Genomic DNA, 20,426 nt, shown 5'->3' on the forward strand with positions numbered 1-20,426 from the left:
CATAAAATGGATTTTTGCGCAATAGATTTCGAAACTGCTACTCATGAGAAAAATTCTGCCTGTGAGCTGGGAATCTGTATTGTTCAGGATTCTAAGATTGTTGAAACAAAAACATGGCTGATAAAACCCCCAAGTTATCCTTATTTCAGTAGGTTTAATGTTGCTGTTCACGGTATTCTTCCAAACGATGTGAAAGATGCTCCTACTTTTGATGAGATTTGGTATGAAGTTCAGGAGATGATGTACGGAACTTTAATGATTGCCCATAATGCAAGTTTCGATGCGGGAGTTTTACGGGGATGTCTAGATTATTATGGAATGTTTACACCTAAATTAGACTATTTATGCAGTATTCAGCTTGCTAAAAAATCATGGAACTACCTTCCGAAATATGGATTAAAAAATTTAGCTGAACATCATCAGATCAAATTTAATCATCACAGAGCAGGTGCTGATGCAGAGGTTTGTGCAAAAATCTCCTTATTGGCCTTTGAAAAATTGTTTATCACCAGCAATGAAGAGATTTCTGAATATATGAAATTGAAGATCAAAAAGCTTTAATCCTTTTCAATTTTTTAAGATTAATTACTTAAAAGTTCTGATAACAAATTAAATTTTGGAATATCTATCTCAAAACTTTCCTGTGTTCCTGCGTTTTTAACCAAGTATTTTCCGCTCATATTTCCCACTCCGGAACGAAGCATTACATTTGAAAAATAAGCAAAATTTTCGCCTACTGGTATTTCCGGTGTTAAACCTATTACTCCATCACCGATAATCTCCGTATATCCAAAGCCAACATCAAAGATTAGCCATTTTCTTTTAAGAATTTTTATAGGAAAATCACCATCATTTTCGATTGTTATATTGTATTTGAAAACGTATCTGTTTTCGGACGGAAAACTGTTTTTGCTATCATATTCAGGTATTACTGAAACTTTGATATTTAAGGTCGTTTTTGAAAACATCATCTTAGTATTTGATTACATAAATACAAAAATCTCGCCTTTTTCAGGCGAGATTGTAAACTTATATTATAATTTTATTAAAATCTTATAATCCAAGACCTTTTCTTTCGTCTCCACCCAATAGAATTTCTACCGGATTATCGATACCTTCTTTTATCGCAACAAGGAATCCTACAGACTCTTTACCGTCGATAATTCTGTGGTCATAAGACATTGCAACATACATCATCGGACGAATAACAACCTGTCCGTCAACCGCAACCGGTCTTTGGATAATATTGTGCATTCCTAAGATAGCAGATTGTGGAGGGTTGATAATCGGCGTAGATAACATCGATCCGAAAGTACCACCATTTGTAATAGTGAAAGTACCACCTGTCATTTCATCAACAGTGATTTTTCCGTCTCTTACTTTGATCGCTAAATCCTTAATGTTTCCTTCAACGTTTGCGAAAGACATATTTTCAGCATTTCTCAATACAGGAACCATTAATCCTTTAGGGCCTGAAACTGCAATTGAAATATCGCAGAAATCATAATTAATCTTGAAATCTCCGTCGATAGATGCATTTACATCAGGATATAATTGTAATGCTCTTGTAACCGCTTTTGTGAAGAAAGACATGAAACCTAGTCCTACTCCATGTTTTTGACCAAATTCTTCTTTATATTGTTTTCTTAATCTGAAAATTTCAGACATATCAACTTCATTAAAAGTAGTCAACATTGCCGTTTCATTCTTTACAGAAACTAATCTTTGAGCGATTTTTCTTCTAAGAACTGAAAGTTTAGTTGTTGTTGTAGATCTTGAACCTGTAGCCGTTACAGAGCTTCCTCCCATTGCAGGAACAGCCGCTAATTCAGCATCAGACTTAGAGATTCTTCCATCTCTTCCAGAACCTGAAACCTGAGATGCATCGATACCCTTTTCGTCAAGAATTTTCTTAGCAGCAGGAGACGGAGCACCTGTTGCATACGTTTGAGGAGCAGCAACCGGAGCAGCAGGTTTTGGAGCTTCCTGTTTAGCTGGTTCTGCCGGTTTCTCCTCTTGTTTTGGAGCTTCAGCAGCAGGATCAGTGCCACCACCCGCAGGTTTTGCAGCATCTCTATCAATTAAACAAACCACTTGTCCTACCTGTACCACATCACCTTCTTCAGCTTTCAAAGTAATAACACCACTTTCTTCAGCCGGCAATTCAAGAGTTGCTTTGTCTGAATCTACTTCAGCGATAGGTTGATCTTTTTCTACGTAATCACCATCTTTCACAAGCCAAGTTGCGATTTCAACTTCTGTAATTGATTCGCCTGGTGAAGGAACTTTCATTTCTAAAACTGACATATCGTATTTTTTATTTTTTTATTAATTATTATTTAAAATTAAGCTGTTACAGGTCTTTTTACAGGAGCATCATCTCTGTCGAATACTCTGTTGATTACTGCATTTTGGTTTTTCTCAAACATTTTGTGACTTCCCGGAGCCGGAGCACCACTCGGTACAGGAGAAATTACCTGAATTCCTGTATCTCTGAAATTTCTCAAGATATAAGACCAAGCACCCATATTTTCCGGTTCTTCCTGAGCCCAAACGATTGAAGTTCTATTTGAATATTTAGCAAATACAGCTTCGATTGCGTCAGTCTGTAACGGATACAACTGTTCGAATCTTACCAATGCGATATTTTCAGCATTTAATTCTTCTTTTTTAGCTAATAATTCGAAGTATAATTTACCTGAACACAACACTAATTTTTCAACTTTTGCAGGATCTGCAGTTGGATCGTCTAAGATTGGCTGGAATCCTTTGTTTGAGAAATCTTCAAGCGGAGAAACCACTTTTGGATGTCTTAACAATGATTTAGGGCTCATAACAATTAATGGCTTTCTGAATGACCATTTTAATTGTCTTCTTAGCAAGTGGAAATAGTTGGCAGGAGAAGTGATATTCGCAACCACCATATTTTCATTAGCACAAAGTGTTAAGAATCTTTCCAGTCTTGCTGAAGAGTGTTCTGCACCTTGTCCTTCCGAACCGTGAGGTAACAACATCACCAAACCATCCTGAATTTTCCATTTTTCTTCTGCTGCCGCCAAATACTGATCAACAATAATCTGAGCACCATTTACGAAATCTCCAAACTGAGCTTCCCAGATCGTCAACGTATTAGGAGATGCCATTGCATAACCATAATCGAAACCTAGAACTCCATATTCTGAAAGGTGAGAGTTGAAAACATCAAATCTGCTGTCTGAAACTTCTTTTAAAGGAACATATTCTTCCTCCGTATCTTCAGTTTTTACTACGGCATGTCTGTGAGAGAATGTACCTCTTTCCACATCTTCACCGGAAATTCTTACATTATGACCTTCCACCAAAAGTGTAGCATATGCCAACCACTCTCCAAGAGCCCAATCTAAAGAATTTCCTTCAATAGCATTGATTCTGTTTTCGAAAAGTCTTGTGATTTTATTTAAGAACTTTTTATCAGCCGGAAGTGTTGACATTTGAATAGCCAATTCTTTCAACTTCTCTAAGTCATATTTTGTATCAACAGGAGTCTGAACTGCTCCTCTTTTTCCAATAGGATAATTCGTCCAGTCTTCTGCCATGAAAACGTCCATAACGTTTTTCTCAATTTCTTTAGAAGCATCAAAGTCTTTATCTAAAAGAGCTTTGAATTCCGTTTCCATTTTAGCAATAACATCGTTTGAAGTAACGTTATCTTTCAATAATTGATCTTTATAGATCTCTCTTGGATTCGGGTGTTTAGAAATTGATTTATATAAATTAGGCTGCGTAAATCTTGGCTCATCACCTTCGTTATGACCATATTTTCTGTATCCTAATAAATCAATATAAACATCTTTACCAAACTTCGCTCTGAAATCAGCAGCAAAATGGATTGCGTGAACTACCGCTTCTGCATCATCAGCATTTACGTGCATTACAGGAGATTCTGTAACTTTTGCAACATCTGTACAATACGTAGAAGATCTTGCATCCATATAGTTGGTTGTAAATGAAACCTGGTTATTTACAACAATATGAACAGTACCTCCCGTTTTGTATCCTTCCAAAGTCATCATCTGAGCAACTTCGTACGCAATACCCTGTCCTGCAATGGCACCATCACCATGAATGATGATTGGTAAAATTTTAGAATAATCTTTATACTTATCATCTACTTTTGCACGGCAGATCCCTTCTACAAGAGCAGCAACCGTTTCAAGGTGAGATGGGTTAGGCGTTAAGTTAATGGCAACTTCTTCTCCAGAAGCAGTTTTTATTTTTTTAGATGAACCTAAGTGATATTTAACGTCACCTGAGAATACATCTTCTTCAAATTCTTTTCCTTCGAATTCTGAGAAAATTTGCTTGTAAGATTTCCCAAAAATATTAGTCAGAACATTCAATCTACCTCTGTGAGCCATTCCTAACACCACTTCATCTACGCCTAATTGAGAAGATCTTGAAATTAACTGATCCAATGCCGGGATCAACGTTTCACCACCTTCTAAAGAGAATCTTTTCTGACCAACAAATTTTGTATGCAGATAGTTTTCAAAAGCAACTGCCTGATTTAATTTTAATAAAATTTCAGTCTTTTCATTTGCAGAAAGCAATGGGTGGTTTTCATTAACCTGAATCCACTGTTTGATGAAATCTTTTTCCTCAACATTATTAATGTGCATATACTCTATCCCGATAGAATCGCAATAGATATTTTGAAGGTGCGTGATAATTTCCTGAAGTGTTGCAGGACCTTTCATGCCTGTTTCTACAGCACAGTTGAATTTTGTATTTAAATCTGATTGCTCAAGACCAAAATTTTCGATATCCAGAGTCGGTGTATAATGTCTTCTTTCTCTGATCGGGTTTGTTTTTGTAAACAAATGACCTCTCGTTCTGTACGCCTCGATAAGGTTTACAACTTTAAATTCTTTTTTGATGTGTTCAGGAACTTCACCGCTTGAAGCTGCCTGATTTGCCTGCTGTACTACAGGAGCAGCGGGAGCCTGAATATATTGAACGTTATCCTCATCTCCATAGTTCTCCAACGCAAAATCGAAGCCTTGAAAAAAGGCTTTCCATGATGGTTCTAAAGAGTCCGGGAATTTTAAATACTGTTGGTATAAATCCTCAATTAACTGAGAATGAGCTGCGTTTAGGAATGAAAATCTGTCCATTATTACAGTGTATCTGTTATTAAAATTTGTTTGTAGAATTAAGCTTCAAATTTAATAAAAAAAACCGAGGTGTGACAGCCTTAAACTATTAAAAAAACCATAAAACAAATAAATTTGACAAATTTACTTAAATACTGATAATGAGAGCTTCATATTAACATCCTGATCCTCCATCGGGCGTTCGATAAAAGTCTGACGAATATCATTAAAACGCATCTCGTCTTTCTTTGCCTTCTGAATTAATTGTTGTATAGCCTTCACTCTTCCTTCGTAACTTCCTTTATAGTACATTACATAATTCTGAGTAGGATTCTGTGTCCTGAAACTGAAGTTATTATCTGTAATTCCAAACTTTTTAGACAAAGGAATTCCTAAGAAATAAGATACTTCTTTATCTTTGTAATTATCTGCATCGGTAATCAAGACCGGAAAACCGAATTCGTCATCTTTTTTACCAAGATCCATCGTTGTGTAATTATACACTTTGTTAAAATTCATTACAATATTTTTGTAAAGCGCATCTTTTTTGTTGGAAGTGCTTGCATTAATACCCAACAACAACTTTTCCTCTTCATTCTCAACCATTAAGCTGTCGTATTTTATGGCAGCCATTTGATTGTCTTTTTCCACTTTATTTCCTAACACATTTCTAAGATTTGCCATACTTTTATTAATATTTTCGGCAAATCTGTCTTCTGTCCAGAAATTCTCAACTCTTTGTAAAACAGATAATTTTGGAGTATGTACAATCCATGTAATCTTTGTTTTTTCGGCTGAAAGAGCTTTAAATTTAACATCAACCAAGGTCGGATTTTCATTATTATCTTCAAAAAGCTGATATCTTAAGGTTTTGTTCGGATTTTCATAACGAATGAACATTTCTCCGTCTGTATCTTGTTTCGAATCTACGTAACTAATGGAACTCCCCTGTCCTTCGTAAGGTGTATAATAATCAATATCAATCGATTGAGAACTTGTAAAGAAATTATTCCAACGGGTAAAATGCTGAAGGTTATTGAATTGAGAAAAAACTTTTTCCAAAGGGAAATCCACCTCTTTTTCAATTTTGAAGTCTTTGCTTTCATCCACGAAATAATACATGGAGGCCGCATAAGCTCCTCCCAGCAAAATAATAAGTACCGCTATGATTTTGAAAAAACGCATTACACAAAAGTAATATAAATATGAAGAGTGACCAATATCTTGATCACTCTTGTGTTGTTTTTATTTTAATAGATAATCTCAATTTATCCTATATGCGTTCCCGCCGGTAAAATTGCTCCTTTTTTCACGACCACAATACCGTCCTGCACGGAATGGGTGCCGTAATCTCCATCCTTTAAATGCTTTCCTCCGATAATTCTTACATTATCTCCTATATAACAGTTTTTATCTAAAATTGCTCTCTCGATATAACAGTACTTTCCGATTCCCATATTGGGCTGTCCTCTCTCATCGTTCATTACAATTTCTTTTGTATTCTGATAAAAATCGGCGCCCATGACGTAAGAATTAACAATCGTACTTCCTTTATCTACTCTTGTTCGGTTTCCAATGACTGAGTTTTCGATTTTATCAGCCATGATGATACATCCATCTCCGAAAACTGCTTTACTTACATAAGAACCATTAATTTTTGAAGGCGGTAGCATTCTCGCTCTTGTGTAAATCGGAGAAGAAGAAAACAGATTGAACTGGGGAAGATCCTGGCAAAGATCTAAATTGGCTTCGTAGAAAGACTCAATGGTTCCGATGTCTGTCCAATATCCTTCATATTGATAACTTAAAGTCGTGTATTTCCCGATAGAATTAGGGATAATATCTTTTCCGAAATCATCGCCCGCTCCTTCATCAAACATTTTTTTAAGAATACTTTTCGTGAAAATATAAATTCCCATCGAAGCTAAATATTCTTTTCCTGCAACTTTATTTTCTTCAGAAACTTCAGATTTTAAACCATCTAAAATATCATAACCCGGTTTTTCAACAAAAGAAGTAATGTTTCCTTCATCATCAGAACTTAAAATTCCAAAACCTGTCGCATCTTTGGCATTTACCGGAATGGTAGCAATTGTTACATCACCGCCTTTTTCGATATGGAAATCAAGCATTTCTTTAAAATCCATCTGATAAAGCTGATCACCCGAAAGGATTAAGATATATTCATAATCATATTTCTCCAAATGCTTCATTGACTGGCGAACCGCATCCGCTGTTCCCTGATACCAACTTTCATTTTCTACATTCTGTTCCGCTGCTAAGATATCAACAAAACCTTTGCTGAAAATATCAAAATGGAAAGAATTCTTAATATGTGAATTTAAAGAAGCTGAATTAAACTGTGTTAAAACCAAGATTTTATTTAATCCAGAGTTTAAACAGTTAGAAATAGGAATATCCACCAATCTGTATTTTCCTGCAATAGGAACAGCCGGTTTCGATCTTGTGTACGTTAATGGAAAAAGTCTGGTTCCTCTGCCTCCCCCCAAAACAATGGATATAACATTGCGATTCATAAATTATCCTGCGTTTATTTTATTAGTTTTACTTTTATATTTTAACTATCTGCAATAAGGCAAAAGCCGTACCTTTTCCTATATATTTTCAATAAATATTCACTTTAATGAGATCCAGACTTATTCAACAACATATTTTTCAGAATTATCATTTTCATAATATTGCTTAAAAGCTCTTATTTAAAGATTTTTAGTGTCTTAATTATTGTATAAAGCTATGTATTTTTCTGCTGATTTTTCCCATGCAAAATCAAAATTCATATTGGCGTGTACGAGTTTATCCATGACATCTTTTTGAGGATAAATGCTCAATGCTCTATCCATCGCATGAAGAATATCATCAACTCCGGGATAAGTAAAGTTAATTCCTGCGCCGCCCGTTGAAATATCTTCAACGGTATCTCTTAAACCTCCCGTATACCTCACAATCGGAATTGTTCCGTATTTCATAGAATACATCTGGTTCAATCCGCAAGGTTCAACTCTTGATGGCATCAACAAAAAGTCTGCTGAAGCATATATTTTGTGAGAAAGATGCTCTTTATATCCCAAATCCAATGCGAAATTGGTGTAGGTATAATCATATTCTTTTAATTTATTTTCAATATACTCATTTCCTGAACCCAAAATCATAATATTTAAACCACCATAACTTTGTTTAATGCTTCTCCAGACTACATCAGGAAGAAAATCTGCTCCTTTTTCTGTGGCGAATCTTCCTATAAAAGCAAATAAAGGAAGTTCCGGCTTCAAACCATATTCTTTGCAAAGTTTTTCTTTATTTTTCTTCTTCTGTTCAATGACATTTTTAATCGTAAAATTAAAATCAAGCATTGGGTCTGTCTGAGGATTCCAGACTTCGGTATCAATTCCGTTGATGATTCCGTACGCTTTTCCAAACTCGTCACGAACCAAACTTTCCAATCCTCGGAAACTTACGAAAAGCTCTTCAAGATAACCCTGAGAAACCGTGGTGAAAGCCGTGGCACATTTAATCATACTTGCCAGCGGATTAATCAAGCCGTTCCAATCCATCATTCCCCATTTATAGGAATCGAAAGAAGGAAGAACTGTTGCCATTTCCCAGCTCATCATTCCCTGATATTCGCCGTTGTGAATGGTTCCTATAGTTTTTACACCTTTTAAAAATCTAAATTCGGGACAATTTTCAATCATAAAAGGAACCAATCCTGTATGATAATCGTGACAATGAAGTACGTCGGGACGAATCTGCATAGCACTTAACCAATGCAAAACTCCGTGCTGAAAAGCCAAAAACTGATAGCTTTCATCTTCATAACCATAAGGATTATCACGATCTAACAGCCCCGGAATTTTCACCATATACAATTCAAATCCCAGCACATTGGTTTTCTCTTTAAAAACCTGAACCTGCAGCATATTTCCGTCCTGATGAATGAAGCCGTCAAAAACCGTATCAAACTCATGCTCATGAACAAAAGGTTTGTTGTACCAGGGCATCACCACTTTGGCATCAACTCCTTTTATTTTATTTTGATATTTCGGTAAAGCTCCCACCACATCGGCCAAACCACCCACTTTTGCTATCGGATAACATTCCGTACTTAGATGATAAACAGTCATTTTTTATTTTTTATGCTTAATTCTATGTAATTTATACTTCTTATCTTTTTTCTGCTTTAAAATAATTCCTGCAAGCGGAGGCAATTTTAAACTAATTGATTTCGGATGATTCATCCACTGTTCGTATTGTTCTTTAAAAACTACGGATTCTACGCCACTTCCACTATATTTTTCATCATCAGAATTAAAAATAACGTCCCAGTGAGTTCCTGCATTAACGCCGATCTTATAATCCAGAACATTTGGAGTTAAATTTAAAACGACCATACAGACATCATCCCTTTTTTTTCCTTTTCTCAAATAAATGTAAACGGAATTTTCCACATCATCTGCTTCTACCCATTCAAAACCATTGCTATTGAATTGATTTTCGTAAAATGCTGTTTCATTTCTGTATAGATGATTCAAATCTTTCACTAAAGTCTGCAATCCCTTATGGACGGGATATTCAAGCAAATGCCAATCTAAACTTTGTTTAAAATTCCATTCTTTTGTCTGTCCGAATTCATCACCCATAAAAAGCAGCTTCGCTCCCGGATGTGTAAACATATAAACATATAACGCACGAAGATTGGCAAATTTCTGCCATTCATCACCTTTCATTTTATAAATTAAACTTGCTTTTCCGTGCACTACTTCATCGTGTGACAAAGGCATCATATAATTTTCATTATACATATATACGGAAGCAAAAGTAAGTTTATGATGAGAAAATTTTCTTTCAGAATGTTCTACTTTAAAATAATCCAACGTATCATGCATCCAGCCCATCATCCATTTCATTCCAAAACCGACTCCCCCGTCATGAACAGGCTTTGTCAACATCGGAAAATCTGAACTTTCTTCTGCAATCGTAATAATATTATCTCCAAATTCTTTGTAGACAGCTGTATTAAATTCCTGTAGAAACTTTTTTGCTTCAAGATTTACATTTTCACCGTAAATATTCGGCTCCCACTCTCCTTCATTTCTGGAATAATCGAGATGCAGCATAGATGTTACCGCATCCACACGCAGTCCATCAGCATGATAACGATCAAGCCAAAACATGGCGTTTGATATTAGAAAAGACTTAACCTCATTTTTTCCATAATCGAAAATATACGATTTCCAATCGGGATGAAAACCTCGTCTGGGATCTCCGTGTTCGTATACATGAGAACCGTCAAATTTATATAATCCATTGGCATCCCCCGGAAAATGTGAAGGAACCCAATCTAAGATAACACCTATTCCGTTTTTATGAAGTTCATCAATAAGAAACATGAGATCCTGCGGTGAACCGAATCGTGAATTGGCAGCAAAAAAACCTGTAATCTGATATCCCCAACTTGGATCGTAAGGAAATTCCATGATCGGCATAAATTCTACATGAGTAAAACCTATTTCTCTGATGTAAAGAACAAGTTTTTCGGCAATTTCCCGATAATTTAAAAACCTTTCAGGATTGTCAGTACTTCTTACCCAAGAACCTAAATGCATTTCGTACACGGAAATCGGTGCGCTCAATGTATTTTTTCTCCAACGGTTTTTCATCCATTCCTTATCATTCCATTCGTACCAATTGGTAGAAACTAACGACGCTGCCTGCAAATTTTGCTCCCAGCTTAATGCGTAAGGGTCACTTTTTTCAAGAATCTCTCCACTATAAGTTTCTATGGCATATTTATACAAGGTTCCCCATGTAAGCCCTGCTATAAAGCCTTCCCAAATACCGGAACCATCCCATCGTGGAAATAAAATATGATCCTGAGAATTCCATGTATTAAAATTCCCGATTACAGAAACTTTCTTTGCATTGGGAGCCCATACGGAGAAATAAATCCCCTGAACACCGTCTTTCTCAGCAGAATGTGCCCCAAATTTCTCATACAGCTTATAGTGTTTACCTTCTTTAAAAAGATAAATATCATGATCCGTAAAAAGCGTGTAGGTTTTAACCGAATTCATCACGGTTTGGTTTAATTTTAAATTTCTTGAAACTACGAAAAAATTGAATACATAAAGTTATTCATTGATGAAATAATCATTATCAATTCACTGATATAATTGCTTTCATCAAATGTATTGTTTTTTTATTCGATTTTTATGCCAATTTAAACATTTAAGCTAAAAGATTTTTTATAAATTTAGCAGTTAAACAGATTAAGAGCACAAGATGAGGTTTGAATTATACACCGAAGAAATTGACGACCGCCCTATTTATATCACAGGAAACTTCAACAGCTGGAATCCAAAGGAGAATCATTATGAATTAACAAAAAATGATTCCAATCGCTATTCCATTGACATTAATAACAAAATTCTTCCAGAGGAAATTGATTATAAATTTACAAAAGGCGGATGGGAAAACGTAGAACTTGATAAATACGGAAATATTACACCTAATAGAAAAGCTTTAAAATCAACAGAAAAATCTTCTGATACGGTAGAAAAATGGAGATTAAACTGGGGACCATTCAAAAAAGAATTTTTTCCGATTGCTGAGGTGATTTCCGATGAATTTTATATTCCGCAGCTTGACCGTTACCGAAAGGTTTGGGCGCTTCTCCCCTATGATTATTATGTATCCAACAAAAGCTATCCTGTTTTGTATCTTCAGGATGCACAAAATCTTTTTAATGAAGGAAGCGGATACGGAAATTGGGAAATCGATAAAAAACTTTCCATTCTTGCCGAATACAGACGTGGTGATGTCATTATTATCGCCATAGAACACGGCAGTGAAGACAGAATTAAAGAATATATTTTCGATAACGATAATGTTGCCAACGGCTCGGAAGGTAAGAAATACATCCGGTTCATCACAGACACGTTGAAACCTTATGTAGATCAAACATACAGAACAAAAAAAGACCGTGACAATACCGGAATTGGGGGAAGTTCTTTAGGTGCTCTTATTAGTATTTACAGCGGTTTTCTATATCCTGAAGTGTATTCAAAATTATTGATTTTTTCTCCGTCACTTTGGGTGGAGCCGAATAATAATTTCCCGATGATGAATTTCCGGGTACCTTTTAAAACAAAAATTTATCTTTATGGAGGCGGTCAGGAAGGTTCTAAAATGGTAAAAAGAATTGAAATTTTTGAAGAATATTTAAAACGCTGGGAAAAGAAAAATCTGTTTGATTTTGAATTTAAGACAAGCATAAATCCGGAAGGAACACATAATGAATTTTATTGGTCTCAGGAATTTCCGAGGGCGATAGAATGGCTGTTTTACAACAATACAGAAAATCCCGTGGAAGTAAAACCACAACAAAAAAGCATTAATAATTAATTATGAAACTAATTAACAAAAAAAATAAAGACTACAGGCAGATTTTCCATTTATTCACCGAGGAAGAATGGGCAAAAACGAATAAAAGTTTCAATAAAAATATTTCCACTTTTTTTACAGGTAAAAAGCATGAGGTTTTCATTAATGCTCAGGAAGAGGGAATTGCTTATTTTATCGGTTTAGGAAAATCTGATCTTCAAAATTTTGAAATTCAACAGGTCGCAACGAAATTTTCTCAAACTCAAAAGAAAAATTTACAAGCAGTTCCTACATTGGTTTTAGCAGATTTTATGAATGAAAAACAGTTTGAGGAATTTATAAAAGGTCTTTTAATAGGAACGTACAACTATCCTTTTGAAAAAACTCATTCTTTCTGGAATGTTAAGTTTGAAATTCATTTTGAAAATTTAAGTCAGAAAAAATTAGATACAATAAGCCAAAGGACCGAAGCATTAAGCAACGGACAAACTGCCTGTCAGGATTGGTTAAATAAACCGGCCAATTTAAAAAAGCCGGATACTTTCAGTCTATATCTTAAAAATTTAGCAAAGAAGCACGATATAAAATACACTTCATTTAACAGAAAAAAATGCGAAGAACTTGGTTTGGGAGCTTATCTCTCTGTTAATCAAGGAAGTGCTTATGATGCAGCTTTTACGATTTTGGAGTATAATACTACCGTAAAAAATGCTAAGACTTTCGGATTGGTCGGAAAATGTGTTCTATTCGACACAGGCGGAGTTTCGTTAAAAAATCCCGACAATATGCATTATATGAAATCGGATATGGGTGGCGCGACGGCTGTTTTAGGAACATTAATTTATGCCGCAGAAATGCAGCTCCCGGTAAATATTATCGCTATTTTACCGATCACTGACAATGCCATTTCCGAAAACGCTTTCCTTCCAAGTGATGTAATTACAGCTTATAACGGAAAAACCATCGAAGTCCTCAATACCGATGCGGAAGGTAGAATGATCCTCGCAGACGGACTTTCTTACATGGCTAAAAATTACAAAACAGATTTTTTAATTGATCTTGCTACCTTAACCGGAAGTTCGGTAAGAATGTTTGGAGATACCTGCGGAGCGATGTTTTCTAATAATGAAGAATTAAAAAATATTTTATTGAAAACTGGTGATAAAACCAATCAGCGATTATGGAATTTACCGCTTTGGGATGTCTGGGAAGATGATATTCAATCTGATGTGGCAGATCTGAAAAATATTTCCATGAAGCCTATCGGAGACTGTATTGTTGCAGCAAAATTTTTAGAACAATTTATTGAAAACCATCCAAAATGGGCTCATTTAGACATTGCAGGAGTTGCTTTCGGAAATGTAGGATATGCTAAAGAGAAGGCTGCAACCGGTTTTGGTGTACAATTGCTTGTAGATTTAATCGAAAATTATCACTAAAAATTAGTTTATTACAAAAAATCTCTGTATAATTGGTAAGGCAATTTTCAAATACATACTATATTTTAAATTTTTATATTAAGTAATTAACAAAAATTTAATTTTATTTTTGAAAACCCATTAAAAACTAAAAAACGTTATATGGAGACGAAAACGATAGTATGTATTTCATGCTATTACAAAGGCTATGATTTCATGGATGAAATGCACAAGCTTGGTAATAAAGTAATCTTAGTAACATCTGAAAATCTCAAAGAAAAAAACTGGCCATGGGATGCTATAAATGAAGTATTCTACATGCCTGAAGTAAAACCTTCCGTATGGAATCTGGAACATCTAATTCAGGGATTTTCTCATTTGATGCAGACCAGAAAAGTACATGCTGTGATTGCCCTCGATGATTACGATGTTGAAAAAGCTGCGTTAATCCGAGAGTCTTTCAGAATTCCGGGGATGGGACAGACAACGCATCGTTATTTCAGAGATAAACTTGCCATGAGACAAAAAGCAAAGGATTCGGGAATTAATATGCCCGAATTTACCGCTGTTTTCAATAATGACGAGGTTAATGCTTTTGTGGAAAAAGTTCCTTCTCCGTGGGTTTTAAAACCTCGCTCAGAAGCTTCTGCATCAGGCATTAAAAAAATCAAAACCAAAGAAGAACTTTGGGACGAACTAAATGCTTTGGGTGAGGAAAGACACCTTTTTCTGCTGGAAAGTTTCAAACCCGGAGATGTTTATCACGTCGACAGTCTTACATTTAACAAAAATATCATTTTCACATCTGCCTCAAAATATCTGGCACCGCCAATGCAGGTTTCTCATGAAGGCGGAGTTTTCAGAACAAAAACATTAGGAAGATATTCTGAAGAATTTAAAGCTCTTGATGAAGCCAACACAAAAGTTCTTTCAAATTTTGGACTAATGAACGGCGCTACTCACACAGAATTTATTCGTAGTAAAGACGATGGAAAATACTATTTTCTGGAAACATCTTCAAGAGTTGGCGGAGCGCATATTCCAGATTTAGTAGAAGCTTCAAGCAATATTAATATTTGGAGAGAATGGGCAAAAATTGAAGATGCTTTACTGAGAGGAAAAGATTATACTATTGCCAAATCTACAGATTATTATTCGGGATTAATTATTGCTTTAATTAAAGATAAAGAACCCGATTACAGTCAGTTTGAAAGTGAAGAAGTTGTAAAATTTTTACCGATCGATTATCATGTGGGAATTGTTTACAAATCAAGCGATGCAGCTGTTATACAGGAAAAACTGGATCTTGCAGCCGAAAAAATTCATGCAGAAATGCTGAATATTTTACCTCCCAAAAGCAAACCGACAAGCTAAAATTGTCAATTGAAAATCTTAAAAGAAGAAAAATGCCTCACATAGAACATACAGATTATTACTCACATATTTTAGGAACAAGCCTCAAAGTAGAAATTACAGGTCATTATGGTCATCCGATCATTATGTTTCCGACTTCTCAGGGACAATATACACAAAACCATGATTTTCATTTGAATGGAAGCATTAATTGGTTTATCGAACAGGGAAAAGTTAAGCTTTACAATATTCAGACGATTGATGCTTGGAGTTTTTACGACGATAATATTTCTCCTCAACAAAGAATCAGAAATTACGAAAAATATGTTCAGTTTTTAATTAAAGAGTTCATTCCTTATATCCAAAAACTTCACAAAGTACATCGTGTTGCGGTTGCGGGGGCAAGTTTCGGTGGTTATCATGCAGCAAATTTTGCGTTTAGATTCCCAGATGTTGTTTCACATTTATTCTGTCTTTCAGGCGCTTTCAGCATCAGAAATTTCATGGATGGATATTCTGATGACCTGGTTTATTTCAATTGCCCAAGAGAGTTTGTAAAAAATGACGAAGCCTGGAAATATAAGCATATGCATATTGTTTTAAGCACATCTGATCAAGACATTTGTAAAGATAAAAATCTCGAAATGGCAGATATCTTAAGGACAAAAGGAATTGATTTCTGGTACGATGAACGAAAATGGATCAACCATGACTGGGTATTGTGGAGAATGGTTTTCCCTACATTCATAGGGAATTTCTTTTCTTAAAAACGTTAGACTTACATCAAAATATTAATATAAAAAATTAAAAAAATACAATTATGGCAAAAAAAGTAGGAATTCTATTCGGTATGGAAGATACGTTTCCCTGGGCTTTTATCGATAAAGTAAATGAATTAGGCGGCGGAGAAATCATTGCAGAACCTGTACATATCGACAAGCTGGAACAAGGAGCGGATTACGGATATGCAGTAATTATCGACAGAATTTCGCAGGATGTACCTTTCTACAGAGCTTATTTGAAAAATGCAGCGCTCAATGGAACTTATGTTATCAATAATCCTTTTTGGTGGAGTGCAGACGAAAAATTTTTTAACAATGCTTTAATGTCAAAATTGGGAATTCCGCTTCCGAAAACAGTTTTATTGCCTTCATACGAGAGACCTTCCAATACTTCAGAAACATCTTTCAGAAATTTAAAATTCCCTCACGATTGGGATTATATTTTTGAATACGTAGGATTTCCTGCTTACATGAAACCTCACGACGGCGGTGGCTGGAAAAGCGTTTACAGAGTGGAAAATCCTGAAGATCTTTGGAATAAACTGGGTGAAACTGAGCAATTGGTAATGATGGTACAGGAAGAAATTGTTTTTGATGATTATTACAGAGTTTATTGTCTCGGGCAAAAATATGTTCACATTATGCCTTATGAGCCAAGAAATGCACCTCATTTGAGATATGCAACAACTCACCAGACCGAAGGTAAAGAATTGGAAAAATTATTAAAGACCATTCACGATTACACAATCAAAATGAATAAAGCTTTAGGGTATGATTTCAATACGGTAGAATTTGCGGTAAGAGACGGAATTCCTTATGCCATCGACTTCTGTAATCCGGCTCCGGATGCCGACAGAAATGCTGTTGGTGAAGAAAACTTCGCATGGATTGTGGAACATTCGGCAAAACTTGCGATTGAAAAAGCCAAAGAATATATTCCTGGCAAACCTAATATTTCCTGGGGAACTTTCGTAAAAGATTCAGTAAAATAAACAACTATAAACACATCGAAAAAAAATGCATCAGTTTACTATTGGAATCGAAGAAGAATATCAAATCATCGATGTTGAAAGCAGAGATCTGATCTCTCATGTTTCGAAAATTATTGAAGGCGGAAAAGCAGTTTTAAGTGAAAACTTAAAGCACGAAATGCACGAATCCATGATTGAAATGGAAACCGGAATCTGCCAGAATATTCAGGAAGCAAGGGCCGAGCTTACGAATTTAAGAAGACACCTTATCAATACAGCTCATGAACAGGGGCTTCGCGTTTCCGGAGGTGGAACTCACCCATTTTCAAACTGGGAGCATAATACAATTACAGATGGAGAACGATACAATAAAATCGTAGATGATATGGGAGATGTTGCCCGTGGAAACCTTATTTTCGGACTGCATGTTCATATCGGAATTCCAAATCGTGAAGAAGGTGTGAGAATTCAGAATGTGATGCGTTATTTTCTACCTCACGTGTATGCGCTTTCAACGAATTCGCCTTTCTGGATCGGAAGAAATACAGGCTTCAAATCTTATAGACAGGAAATTTTCGTAAAATTCCCAAGAACAGGGATTCCAAGCTACTTTAATTCTTTGGCAGAATTTGACAGTTACGTAGATCTTTTAGTTAAAACAGGAACGATTGACAACGCTAAGAAAATTTGGTGGGATTTAAGAGTTCATCCATTCTACCCTACTATTGAGTTTAGAATTTGCGATATGCCGTTGAGAATTGATGAAACGGTGTGTATGGCGGCAATTATGCAGAGTTTGGTAGCAAAAATTTATAAACTTCATCAGCAAAATTTAAGCTTCCGAAGCTATAGAAGATTATTATTAAACGAAAATAAATGGAGAGCCTCAAAAAGTGGAATAGAAGCCCATTTGATTGATTTTGGTAAAGAAGAATCTGTTCCCTATCCTCATTTATTAAAAGAACTTTTAGAGTTTATTGATGATGTCGTGGATGATTTGGGTTGTAGAAAAGAAGTCGAATATGCCTGGAAAATCCTTGAAAACGGAACAGGCGCAGACCGGCAGCTTAAGATCTTCCATGAGACTGGAGATTTGACCAAAGTTGTTGATTATATGATCTCAGAGACAGAATATGGCATCACACATGGCGAGACAGCTTTGTAATATTTTTGGTAACTTGGCAGAAAATAATGTAGTATGAAAGATATTCGAATCGCTTTGCTGGATATGAATAACAACAATGTAAATCAAGGGTTTAGAAATATTAAAGAAATTTCTGAAGCTTTTCAGTGGAGTTCCGAAGAAAATGTAAGTATTCAGACTTTTGATGTGAGATTTAAAAATGAAATGCCAAATGTGGAAGATTTTGATATTTTCATATCATCCGGTGGTCCCGGAAATCCTCACAGAGAAGGACTAGAATGGGAAGATAAGTTTGCAAGTTTTTTAACTTCTGTTTTTCAATATAATAAAGAAAATGACAGGAAAAAATATTTATTTCTGATCTGCCATTCTTTCCAATTGGCAAGTATTCATTGGGAGTTAGGAATGATCAACCGAAGAAAATCGTATTCTTTTGGAGTGATGCCTATTCACAAAACAAAAGAAGGCGAAAATGAGTTTTTATTTGAAAACCTTCCCGATCCTTTTTACGCAGTAGATTCAAGGGCTTTTCAGTTTATAGAGCCTGATCATGATCGTTTTGAAAAATTGGGGATGAAAATCGTCGCTATTGAAAAGTTCCGTCCACACATTAATTTGGAAAGAGCGATTATGGCCATTCGTTTTTCGGAAGAAATTTTCGGAACACAGTTTCATCCTGAAGCAAATTCTGAAGGTATGATTGAAAATCTTAAAGACGAAAAGAATAAAAATGCCATGATTGAAAACTACGGAATGGAAAAATATCTTGAAACTGTTGACAGAATGGATGATGAGGATAAAATTATGCTCACGCAAGCTCAGATTCTTCCGAGATTTCTGCAGTCTGCGAAAGAAAATATTTTGAAGCAAATTAAAACTAACGCTTAAAATTATAATACGTTCTCTGACAAATTCAGAAGAATTATTGTAATAAACAACAATATATAAATCGGGCAAAGAGTGTCCGATTTTTTAAATCACAAAAGAAAAAAATATGATTCCAAAATACAGAAAGCAGTTTAATGAGGAATTTTCACAGGAAAAATACGATCAGCTTAAAGATCTTTTAAAGCAAAAAAGTGGATTAGAACCAGGTTTCAGAATTTCTGAAAGTCCGTTTTTTCTTACTAAAGAATTTGAAAGTAAACTGCTGGATGTCACGGAAAGCATTATTGATCAAATTAAAAATATACCATCTGAAACTTTACAGAAAGCTATTCCTGACAATTGCAGGGTTCCGAATGATACCGAAAAACCTCATTTTTTCACCATCGATTTTGGAATCTGCAAAAGTGAAAACGGCGAAATAGAGCCACAGCTCATTGAACTTCAAGCTTTTCCTTCGTTATATGCTTTTCAAAAAGTTTTTGAAGATTCATTTTGTGAAGTCTATCCTTTTCTTTCAGAAATCAGAAACAAAATGCCGCATGAGGAATTTAAAAACTACTTAAAAGAAGTGATTATTGGCAATGAAAATCCCGAAAATGTAATTCTGCTTGAAATTTATCCTGAAAAACAAAAGACAGCGATTGATTTTGCTTTAACTGAAAAATTATTAGGAATAAAAACGGTCTGCTTAACAAAAGTAAAGAAAGAAGGAAAAAAATTATTCTATGAAAATGAGGGAAAACCAATCGAAATTAAAAGAATTTATAATCGTATCATTTTCGATGAACTGGACAGAATTCCTGATTTAAAAGTTGAATTTGATTTCCGTGAAGATATTGAGGTAACCTGGGTTACTCATCCGAATTGGTTTTTTAAAATTTCTAAATTTTTATTACCTTATTTAAAACATCAATTTGTTCCGAAAAGTTATTTTCTGCATGAATTCCCAGACAATGAAGACCTTGAGGATTTTGTTTTAAAACCTTTATTTTCTTTTGCGGGAAGCGGCGTAAATTTAAAGCCAACCAAAGAAATTACGGATGCAATTGAAGATAAAGAAAATTATATTTTACAACGAAAAGTCACTTACGAACCGGTGTTCGAAGATATTAACGGTGAGTTTTCAAAAGCCGAAATCCGTTTATTATATATCTGGCGTGAAAATGACGAACGCCCTATCCTATTGGAAAATTTGGGAAGAATGACAAAAGCCGCAATGGTAAATGTAGATTTTAATAAAAAAGATGCCATCTGGATTGGCAGTTCGAATGCATTTTTTGTTGCAGAATAGATACAAAATACAAACAAATAAAAATTTCGGCGGCATCTTCGATGCC

General features: G+C 35.2%; 16 protein-coding genes. 9 read left to right on the forward strand and 7 right to left on the reverse strand.

Annotation, left to right across the window (positions count from 1 at the left end; translation table 11 throughout):
* Positions 1 to 6: 6 nt before the first annotated feature.
* Positions 7 to 561 (forward strand): 3'-5' exonuclease, encoded by a 555-nt coding sequence (locus ASG22_RS17130; RefSeq protein ID WP_055987329.1) that lies wholly within the window; start codon positions 7 to 9, stop codon positions 559 to 561.
* Between the two features lie 20 nt (positions 562 to 581).
* On the opposite strand, the gene apaG is transcribed toward ASG22_RS17130, so the two are convergent.
* From apaG to glgB, 7 genes are all read right to left on the reverse strand, one after another.
* On the reverse strand, positions 582 to 971 hold the full coding sequence (apaG, locus tag ASG22_RS17135; RefSeq protein ID WP_055987331.1) for a Co2+/Mg2+ efflux protein ApaG: 390 nt from the start codon (positions 969 to 971) through the stop codon (positions 582 to 584).
* Positions 972 to 1,053: 82 nt separating this feature from the next.
* Positions 1,054 to 2,307: a 2-oxoglutarate dehydrogenase complex dihydrolipoyllysine-residue succinyltransferase gene (gene odhB / locus ASG22_RS17140; RefSeq protein WP_055987333.1), complete on the reverse strand. Its 1,254-nt coding sequence runs from the start codon at positions 2,305 to 2,307 to the stop codon at positions 1,054 to 1,056.
* A gap of 38 nt (positions 2,308 to 2,345) precedes the next feature.
* Positions 2,346 to 5,153: a 2-oxoglutarate dehydrogenase E1 component gene (locus tag ASG22_RS17145; RefSeq protein ID WP_055987336.1), complete on the reverse strand. Its 2,808-nt coding sequence runs from the start codon at positions 5,151 to 5,153 to the stop codon at positions 2,346 to 2,348.
* A gap of 123 nt (positions 5,154 to 5,276) precedes the next feature.
* On the reverse strand, positions 5,277 to 6,317 hold the full coding sequence (locus tag ASG22_RS17150) for an SRPBCC domain-containing protein (protein ID WP_055987337.1): 1,041 nt from the start codon (positions 6,315 to 6,317) through the stop codon (positions 5,277 to 5,279).
* An 83-nt stretch (positions 6,318 to 6,400) separates the two neighbouring features.
* Positions 6,401 to 7,669, reverse strand: coding sequence for a glucose-1-phosphate adenylyltransferase (locus tag ASG22_RS17155; protein WP_055987339.1), 1,269 nt, complete (start codon positions 7,667 to 7,669; stop codon positions 6,401 to 6,403).
* A 198-nt stretch (positions 7,670 to 7,867) separates the two neighbouring features.
* Positions 7,868 to 9,274: a glycogen synthase gene (locus ASG22_RS17160; protein ID WP_055987341.1), complete on the reverse strand. Its 1,407-nt coding sequence runs from the start codon at positions 9,272 to 9,274 to the stop codon at positions 7,868 to 7,870.
* A 3-nt stretch (positions 9,275 to 9,277) separates the two neighbouring features.
* Positions 9,278 to 11,224, reverse strand: a complete 1,947-nt coding sequence (gene glgB, locus ASG22_RS17165; protein WP_055987343.1) for a 1,4-alpha-glucan branching protein GlgB — start codon at positions 11,222 to 11,224, stop codon at positions 9,278 to 9,280.
* Between the two features lie 208 nt (positions 11,225 to 11,432).
* Here glgB and ASG22_RS17170 point away from each other — a divergent pair, with 208 nt between their 5' ends.
* From ASG22_RS17170 to ASG22_RS17205, 8 genes are all read left to right on the forward strand, one after another.
* Entirely contained in the window at positions 11,433 to 12,554 is a 1,122-nt protein-coding gene (locus ASG22_RS17170; protein WP_055987344.1) for an alpha/beta hydrolase, read from the forward strand.
* Between the two features lie 2 nt (positions 12,555 to 12,556).
* On the forward strand, positions 12,557 to 13,972 hold the full coding sequence (locus ASG22_RS17175) for a M17 family metallopeptidase (RefSeq protein WP_055987346.1): 1,416 nt from the start codon (positions 12,557 to 12,559) through the stop codon (positions 13,970 to 13,972).
* Between the two features lie 141 nt (positions 13,973 to 14,113).
* Positions 14,114 to 15,325, forward strand: a complete 1,212-nt coding sequence (locus ASG22_RS17180) for an acetyl-CoA carboxylase biotin carboxylase subunit family protein (protein WP_055987348.1) — start codon at positions 14,114 to 14,116, stop codon at positions 15,323 to 15,325.
* A gap of 32 nt (positions 15,326 to 15,357) precedes the next feature.
* Positions 15,358 to 16,071, forward strand: a complete 714-nt coding sequence (locus tag ASG22_RS17185; protein ID WP_055987386.1) for an alpha/beta hydrolase-fold protein — start codon at positions 15,358 to 15,360, stop codon at positions 16,069 to 16,071.
* 53 nt (positions 16,072 to 16,124) lie between these two features.
* Positions 16,125 to 17,078, forward strand: a complete 954-nt coding sequence (locus ASG22_RS17190) for a RimK family alpha-L-glutamate ligase (protein ID WP_055987351.1) — start codon at positions 16,125 to 16,127, stop codon at positions 17,076 to 17,078.
* A gap of 25 nt (positions 17,079 to 17,103) precedes the next feature.
* Entirely contained in the window at positions 17,104 to 18,222 is a 1,119-nt protein-coding gene (locus ASG22_RS17195) for a carboxylate-amine ligase (protein ID WP_055987353.1), read from the forward strand.
* Between the two features lie 33 nt (positions 18,223 to 18,255).
* Positions 18,256 to 19,089: a type 1 glutamine amidotransferase gene (locus tag ASG22_RS17200; RefSeq protein ID WP_055987355.1), complete on the forward strand. Its 834-nt coding sequence runs from the start codon at positions 18,256 to 18,258 to the stop codon at positions 19,087 to 19,089.
* Positions 19,090 to 19,195: 106 nt separating this feature from the next.
* The gene (locus ASG22_RS17205; protein ID WP_055987356.1) at positions 19,196 to 20,380 is read left to right on the forward strand and encodes a hypothetical protein; all 1,185 of its coding nucleotides are present in this window, start codon (positions 19,196 to 19,198) and stop codon (positions 20,378 to 20,380) included.
* The last annotated feature ends 46 nt before the right edge of the window (positions 20,381 to 20,426 follow it).

Origin of the sequence: Chryseobacterium sp. Leaf405 (genome assembly GCF_001425355.1) — a bacterium.
Taxonomy (GTDB): domain Bacteria; phylum Bacteroidota; class Bacteroidia; order Flavobacteriales; family Weeksellaceae; genus Chryseobacterium.